This is a genomic window from Dokdonella sp. (assembly GCF_039926425.1).
Lineage (GTDB): Bacteria > Pseudomonadota > Gammaproteobacteria > Xanthomonadales > Rhodanobacteraceae > Dokdonella_A.
The window spans coordinates 1-7,194 of the sequence record NZ_JBDSWZ010000175.1 but is presented as its reverse complement, the minus strand read 5'-3'; the positions used below and the strand labels follow the sequence as shown (position 1 = coordinate 7,194).

At 63.9% G+C, this 7,194-nt stretch carries 7 protein-coding genes; all 7 read left to right on the top strand.

What is annotated here, in order from left to right; translation table 11 throughout:
- Positions 1–486, top strand: a 486-nt coding sequence (locus ABIV12_RS10405; protein WP_348058958.1) for an ABC transporter permease subunit, incomplete at its 5' end; no start/stop codon positions are given.
- 66 nt (positions 487–552) lie between these two features.
- The gene (locus tag ABIV12_RS10400; RefSeq protein ID WP_348058956.1) at positions 553–1,236 is read left to right on the top strand and encodes an ATP-binding cassette domain-containing protein; all 684 of its coding nucleotides are present in this window, start codon (positions 553–555) and stop codon (positions 1,234–1,236) included.
- 190 nt (positions 1,237–1,426) lie between these two features.
- Positions 1,427–1,867, top strand: a complete 441-nt coding sequence (locus ABIV12_RS10395) for an LEA type 2 family protein (protein WP_348058954.1) — start codon at positions 1,427–1,429, stop codon at positions 1,865–1,867.
- A 210-nt stretch (positions 1,868–2,077) separates the two neighbouring features.
- On the top strand, positions 2,078–3,868 hold the full coding sequence (locus ABIV12_RS10390; RefSeq protein WP_348058952.1) for an acyl-CoA dehydrogenase C-terminal domain-containing protein: 1,791 nt from the start codon (positions 2,078–2,080) through the stop codon (positions 3,866–3,868).
- A gap of 36 nt (positions 3,869–3,904) precedes the next feature.
- Positions 3,905–4,381: a GNAT family N-acetyltransferase gene (locus tag ABIV12_RS10385; RefSeq protein ID WP_348058950.1), complete on the top strand. Its 477-nt coding sequence runs from the start codon at positions 3,905–3,907 to the stop codon at positions 4,379–4,381.
- 121 nt (positions 4,382–4,502) lie between these two features.
- Positions 4,503–5,096, top strand: a complete 594-nt coding sequence (locus ABIV12_RS10380; RefSeq protein ID WP_348058948.1) for an HNH endonuclease — start codon at positions 4,503–4,505, stop codon at positions 5,094–5,096.
- Positions 5,097–5,214: 118 nt separating this feature from the next.
- On the top strand, positions 5,215–7,110 hold the full coding sequence (gene dxs / locus ABIV12_RS10375) for a 1-deoxy-D-xylulose-5-phosphate synthase (protein ID WP_348058946.1): 1,896 nt from the start codon (positions 5,215–5,217) through the stop codon (positions 7,108–7,110).
- The last annotated feature ends 84 nt before the right edge of the window (positions 7,111–7,194 follow it).

The window sequence follows — 7,194 nt, the reverse complement described above, 5'->3', positions numbered from 1 at the left end:
GGCCGTCACGGGCCGATCGGTGCGCTGCTGGAACAGATCGGCATCGTCGTCGCCTTCCGTTGGACTGGCGCCGTGATTGCCGCCGCGGTGATGGGATTTCCATTGCTGGTCCTGTCGATTCGCGTGGCGTTCGACAACGTCGACCGCCGGCTCGAAGCCGCCGCTGAAACCCTCGGCGCGGGACTTTGGCGACGCTTCATGACCGTGACGCTGCCGCTGTCGGCGCGCGGCATCGCGGCCGGGTGCGTGCTGGCGTTTGCGCGCGCATTTGGCGAGTTCGGCGCGACGATCAGTTTCGTCTCGAACATCCCCGGTGAAACGCGCACGTTGCCGATCGCGATCTATGAACTTCTCAGCGTGCCCGGCGGAATGCCCGGCGTGCATCGTCTGGCGTTCGTCTCGCTCATCGTCGCATTTGCCGCGAGCGCGACAGCCAGCATCGTCGCCGGTGGAACGCTGTGGCGAAGGAATCGCGATGAGGGTTGATACCATTCGCTTCAATCGGGAACGTGCGTTCAATCCGACGGCTGTCGTCCCGACTGGCGCGGCGCCATGATCGAACTCAATCTGCGCCACGCATTCGCCGATTTCGACGTCGACGTCGCGTTCCGGTCCGAGGCGCGGACGCTCGCGTTGTTCGGTCATTCCGGGTCGGGCAAGACCAGCGTACTGAACGCGATTGCCGGCCTCCTTGCGACCGATGCAGGGAAGATCGCAATCGACGGCGAACTGCTGCTCGATACGGCGACCGGTGTGTCGCTACCGGTCGCGCAACGGCGCATCGGTTACGTATTTCAGGACGGCCGCCTGTTTCCCCACTTGAGCGTCCGGCGAAACCTGCTGTATGGAGCGCCCGTTGAACACGCAGCGCGAGACATCGACCTCGACGCGATCGTCGAATTGCTCGAACTGGGTGCGCTGCTCGAACGGCGTCCGCAGACGCTCTCGGGCGGCGAACGCCAGCGGGTCGCGGTGGGCCGTGCGCTGTTGTCGAACCCGCGCGCCTTGCTGCTCGACGAACCACTGACCGGATTGCATGCAGAGGCGCGCATCCAGGTGCTCGATTACCTGCTGCGACTGAAGAAGGAACTACGCGTATTTACCGTGCTGGTCACCCATCACGCGGACGAGGTCGGCGCGCTCGCCGACGAGGTGGTTCGCCTCTCGGGCGGTCGTATCGTGCGGCAGGTGCCGATCGCCGAGTTCATTGCGCGGCGTGCGGCATTCCCTTCGTAGGCCGGACGCGGTCGTGTGCGGCCGGCGCTTTTTTCCCCATCGTGCCGCACTCGCCGGCTGCGCACGCGCGTCCGGCCTACGGACATACCCGGGAAATCCGAATCGTCCGCACGCACCCGCAAGCCTTTGCCGCGCCCGTCGAATTGGGTACGCTACACCTTCGATTCGAACGATCGTTTGAGGTGTTCCGATGCGTCTTCGCCCCCTGTTCGCCGTGCTGGCGATCACCAGCCTCATAGCCGCATGCAGCAGCGGTCCGGTACGCAAAGTGCACCCGTCGACGGCGAGTATCCAGCAACTCGAAGTGCTGCCCGACGGGCACTGGCAAATGACGCTGCGGATCCAGAACTACAGCACGTTTCCGATGCACTTCAGCGGCGTTGAAGCGACCCTCTCCATCGATGGCAAGGACGTCGGCCAGGTCACGGCTGCTCCGGACCTCGACATCGTCGGCAACAACGGCGATGTGGTCCGCGTGATGCTTGCAACGGCAGCCAAATTGCCAGCAACCGGTGACTTCACCTACCAGCTCAAGGGAACGATCGACACGAGCGAACCGAAAGAGACGTTCAAGTTCGACAAATCGAGCCGTTTGTCGCCGGTGCCCGGCGTGGCCAATACATACCGTTGATGATCGTCGCACGGGCTTGTCGAGGAATCGATTGTTGATCGCCGTCATTCCCGCGAACGCGCGAATCGCTCTGTTGTGCGCAAGCGAATGCGCGATGACTGAGCCGCTGTCCTGGAGCGATTCCCGCTTTCGCGGGAATGACGGCGAAGAAAAGAACAGCCGCTCGGTCAGTACTGCACGGACTGCGCACCCATACCCCCGGAGAACACGATGAACCGCTACACAGCCCCCCTCGCCGACCTGCGTTTCGCACTGTTCGACGTGCTGGATGTCGAGTCGGTCTACCAGAATCTGCCGGGTTGCGAAGCCGCCACGCGCGACCTGATCGACGCGGTGCTGGAGGAAGGTGCGCGCTTCACCGCGCAGGTGTTGGCACCGCTGAACCAGAGCGGTGACATCGAAGGCTGCACGTTTGATGCGGCGACAAAGAGCGTGCGCACGCCGACCGGTTTCAAGGAAGCGTTCGCGCAATACGTCGATGGCGGCTGGATCGGCCTCACCGCACGCGAAGACTTCGGCGGTCAGGGGTTGCCGGAAACCGTGGGCGCTGCGATCAAGGAGATGATTGACGCGGCAAACCTCTCTTGGGGCAATTATCCGATGCTGTCGCACGGCGCATCGTCGGCGCTCGAACACCACGGCGAGGACTGGCAGCGAGACGTGTTCCTCAAGCCGCTCGTCTCCGGCCAGTGGACTGGCACGATGTGCCTGACCGAACCGCATTGCGGCACCGATCTCGGCTTGCTCAAGACGCGCGCCGAGCCGACCGCCGACGGCGGCTATCGGATCAGCGGCACGAAGATCTTCATCACGGCCGGCGAGCACGACTTCGTTCCCAATATTCTCCATCTCGTTCTCGCACGTCTGCCCGATGCACCCGCAGGCGTGAAGGGAATCTCGCTGTTCCTCGTGCCGAAGTTCAAAGTCGCGCGCGACGGCACGGTTGGCGAACGCAACACGCTCGCCTGCGGATCGATCGAACACAAGATGGGCATCAAGGCGTCGGTGACCTGCGTGATGAACTTCGATGCGGCCGACGGTTACCTGGTCGGCCAGCCGAACAAGGGCCTCGCCGCGATGTTCACGATGATGAATACCGCACGGCTCGCGGTCGGCCTGCAGGGCCTTGGCCTCACCGAACGCGCGTACCAGAACTCGCTTGCGTATGCGCGCGACCGTTTGCAGATGCGATCGCTTTCGGGCGCCAAGTTTCCGGACAAGCCTGCCGATCCGCTGATCGTGCAGCCCGATGTGCGCCGCATGCTGCTCACCCAGAAGGCGTTCGCCGAAGGCTGCCGCCTGCTCGGACTGTATGCGTACCTGCACGAAGACATCGCAAAGCATTCGACCGATCCCGCCGCACGCGAGCGTGGCGAAGCGCTGGTGTCGTTCCTGACCCCGATCGTCAAGGGGCTACTCACCGAAGTGGGCATCGAGTGCACGTATCACGGGCTGCAGATCTACGGCGGTCACGGCTACATCGCCGAGCACGGGATGGAGCAACTGTCGCGAGACGCGCGCATCACCACGCTGTACGAAGGCACGACGCAGATCCAGGCGATCGACCTGCTCGGTCGCAAGATCCTGCAACTGCAAGGGGTCGGACTGAAACATTTTCTCGGCGAGATCGGCGCGTTCTGCGCGCAGCAAGCAGGCAACGCGGCACTGGCGCCGTTCATCGGTCCACTCGGCGATGCGGCGAAACAGTGGGGCGAACTCACGCTCGAACTCGGCCAGCGCGCGTTGGCAAATCCGGAGGAGATGGGTGCCGCGGCGTTCGACTATCTGTTTTATTCGGGCTACATCGCCCTCGCCTATTTGTGGGCGCGCAGCGTCGCGGTGGCGGATGCGTCGTCGCACACAGCCGAGTTCAAGTCCGCCAAACGTCACACCGCGGTGTTCTACTACGCACGTATCCTGCCGCGGATCCACATGCACGTGGCGGCGATTCGCAGCGGTGCGCAAACGCTGACCGACATGCCGGACGCACAATTCGGCTGAGCCCCCTGTTCCGACGTCGACCGGCCACTGATCGCCATGGACACTGCCTCTCCCGTGATCCGCCTGGCCCGCGCCGACGACGACGCGTTCATCCTCGACCTCTGCGGCCGTTTCGTCGAATGCGAACTGCCGGCGTGGCGCAAGCGCCATGAATGCGCCAATGGCATCCGCGACGACGTTCAACGACATCTCGAGGAAGAGCCGGCCGGCTCGCATCTGTTCGTCGCCGAGGATGACGACGGACACTCCGTCGGCTTCCTCCATCTGCAAACGGTCACCGATCACTTCACGCAGGCGCAGAACTGCCACATCGCCGATCTCGCGGTTGCTCCCGGCCAGGACGGCAAGGGCTTCGGCAGCGCATTGCTCGCGTTTGCCGAAGCCTGGGCGAAGGAGCACCGCTGCCGCCACATGACGCTTGCGGTCTTTCCCGCCAATGCGCGAGCCATTGGTCTCTATCAGCACCATGGCTACGGCACCGATCTGCTGCGAATGGCGAAGCTCGTGAAGTAGCCGAGCGCCGCGCAAACGCAGCGCCGCCTCGTCATCCCAACGGCAAATTTTTGTTCTATGCTCCGCCACGGCCCTTGAGGTCGGTCGTACCACCGCTTTTCTCTTGGGGAACGGAGGTCACATGCTGGCGGAAGTCCACACTTCCGGAGACATCCACTGCACCCGCGTCCTTTCGCTGGACTCGAGCGGGCGCATTCTTGACTGGATGAGTTGGCAGGACGCGGTCTGCCTGTACGTGCGCGGCGCGGTGGCGTGGACGCTTGGCGACGCCTGCCTGCAGATCCGTGGCGGCATGAATCGCGACACCGGCATGCAGAGCCTGCTCGACCTGCATCCGATCGTCGCCAGCACCGGCCACGCGCGGCCTGCCGCGTTCGACCCGGCTCCTGCATTGACCAACGTCGCACTGTTTTCGCGCGACCGCATGCTGTGCCTCTATTGCGGCCACCACTTCCATCGCGGCGAACTCACGCGCGACCATGTGATCCCGGTGTCGAAGGGAGGCCGCGACCTGTGGGCGAATGTGGTCACCGCGTGCTGGTCGTGCAACGTGAAGAAGGGCAACCGCACGCCGCAACAGGCCGGCATGCCGCTGCTCGCGATTCCCTATCGGCCGAGCTGGGTCGAGCACCTCATACTGTCGAACCGCAACATTCTGGCGGACCAGATGGACTTTCTGGTGAACCACCTGCCAAGGGACCGGCGACCGGTCTGACGGCGTTGCGACCGGCTCCCAGCGCTGCATCACATGAACGAATTGCCCGAATCCGCGCCCAAGGTTGCCCGCGGATCGCCGCTATCCGACAATACGATGCTTGAAAGCCGACGTTGCCATGATCGACAGCCATCGCTATCCGCGCCTCTCGCGCATCGATTCACCCGCCGACCTGCGCCAGTTCCCGGAGAGCGAACTCGGAGACATCGCGCATGAGCTTCGCGCCTATCTGATCGAATCGGTCGCCACCTCGGGTGGCCACTTCGGTGCGAACCTCGGCGTGATCGAGCTCACCGTCGCGTTGCATTACCTCTACGACACACCGGTCGACCGCCTCGTGTGGGACGTCGGCCATCAGTGCTACCCGCACAAGATCCTCACCGGTCGGCGCGACCGCATCACCTCGATCAAGAAGAAGGACGGCCTCGCTCCGTTTCCGCGCCGCGAGGAAAGCGAGTACGACACGTTCGGCGTCGGCCATTCGTCCACCTCGATCAGCGCCGCGGTCGGCATGGCGATCGCCGCGCAGCGCAAGGGCGACACGCGCAAGGTCCTTGCAGTGATTGGCGACGGCGCAATGACCGCCGGTATGGCATTCGAAGCGCTCAACCACGGCGGCGACGTCGAACCCGACATGCTGGTGATCCTCAACGACAACCAGATGTCGATCAGCGAAAACGTTGGCGCGCTGCCGCGCATGCTCGCGCGGATGATGGCGAGCAGTACGCTCAACCGCATTCGCGAGAGCGGCAAGAAGATGATGAAGCGTGACGGTATTCTGTGGCGCTTCGTCAAACGCTGGGAAGAGCATGCCAAGGGCATGTTCGTGCCGTCGACGCTGTTCGAGGAATTCGGCTTCCGCTACACCGGCCCGATCGACGGCCACGACATCCCGCTGCTGGTCTCCACGCTGCGCACGCTGAAGGAGCTGAAGGGCCCGCAGTTGCTGCACGTGATCACCACGAAAGGGAAAGGCTACGCGAAAGCCGAGCTTGAACAGATCGAATACCACGCGGTCAGTCCATTCGATCCGAATGCCGGGTTGGTCAAGAAAACCGGTGTCGCGAAGCCGACCTACACCGAAATCTTCGGCGACTGGCTGTGCGACATGGCGGCGACAGACCCGCGCCTGTACGCCATCACGCCGGCGATGCGCGAAGGGTCGGGGCTGGTGCGGTTCTCGAAGGAATATCCGCAGCGCTACTTCGATGTCAGCATCGCCGAACAGCACGCGGTCACGCTCGCGGCCGGCATGGCCTGCGAAGGTGGCAAGCCAGTGGTCGCGATCTATTCGACTTTTCTGCAGCGCGCCTACGACCAGTTGATCCACGACGTCGCGCTGCAGAATCTCGACGTCACCTTCGCGATCGACCGCGCAGGCCTGGTCGGACCCGATGGCGCGACGCATGCCGGATCGTTCGATCTGTCGTACCTGCGTTGCATCCCGAACATGGTGGTGATGGCACCCGCCGACGAGGACGAGTGTCGCCGTATGTTGACGACCGGATTTTTCCATCACGGTCCGGCCGCGGTGCGCTATCCGCGTGGCAGCGGCACCGGCGCCGCGGTGTCGAAGGAACTCGTGGGCTTGCCGATCGGCAAGGCGGATGTGCGCCGCAACGGCAACGGCATTGCGTTGCTCGCATTCGGCGCGATGGTCACGCCGTGCGTAAAGGTGGCCGACGTCCTCGATGCCACGCTCGTCAACATGCGCTTCGTAAAGCCACTCGACGAAACGTTGCTGCTCGAACTCGCACGCACGCACGCAGCACTGGTCACGATCGAGGACAACGCGATTGCCGGCGGCGCCGGCAGCGCAGTGGCCGAACTCCTCAGCGCACGCGGCATCGAAGTGCCGATCCTGCATCTCGGCCTCGCTGACACATTCCTCGATCATGCAAGCCGGGAGGAACTGCTGGGCTCCGAGGGCCTCGATGCGGCCGGCATCGAATCCGCCGTCCGGCGCCGGTTCGCCAGCGCGCTGACCGGCGCAGCATTGCGCGACGCGGTCTGATCCGGAACGAGAATCGCGAAGACCTGCAGGAGCGGCTTCAGCCGCGATGGGTTTCCGCCTTCGTGACGTAGCGCGCCGTTCAGA

What these genes read in the sequence shown, in the direction of transcription:
- ABIV12_RS10400 (WP_348058956.1), top strand. Translation starts at nt 553, where the DNA reads ATGATCGAACTCAATCTGCGCCACGCATTCGCCGATTTCGACGTCGAC.
- ABIV12_RS10395 (WP_348058954.1), top strand. Translation starts at nt 1,427, where the DNA reads ATGCGTCTTCGCCCCCTGTTCGCCGTGCTGGCGATCACCAGCCTCATA.
- ABIV12_RS10390 (WP_348058952.1), top strand. Translation starts at nt 2,078, where the DNA reads ATGAACCGCTACACAGCCCCCCTCGCCGACCTGCGTTTCGCACTGTTC.
- ABIV12_RS10385 (WP_348058950.1), top strand. Translation starts at nt 3,905, where the DNA reads ATGGACACTGCCTCTCCCGTGATCCGCCTGGCCCGCGCCGACGACGAC.
- ABIV12_RS10380 (WP_348058948.1), top strand. Translation starts at nt 4,503, where the DNA reads ATGCTGGCGGAAGTCCACACTTCCGGAGACATCCACTGCACCCGCGTC.
- dxs (WP_348058946.1), top strand. Translation starts at nt 5,215, where the DNA reads ATGATCGACAGCCATCGCTATCCGCGCCTCTCGCGCATCGATTCACCC.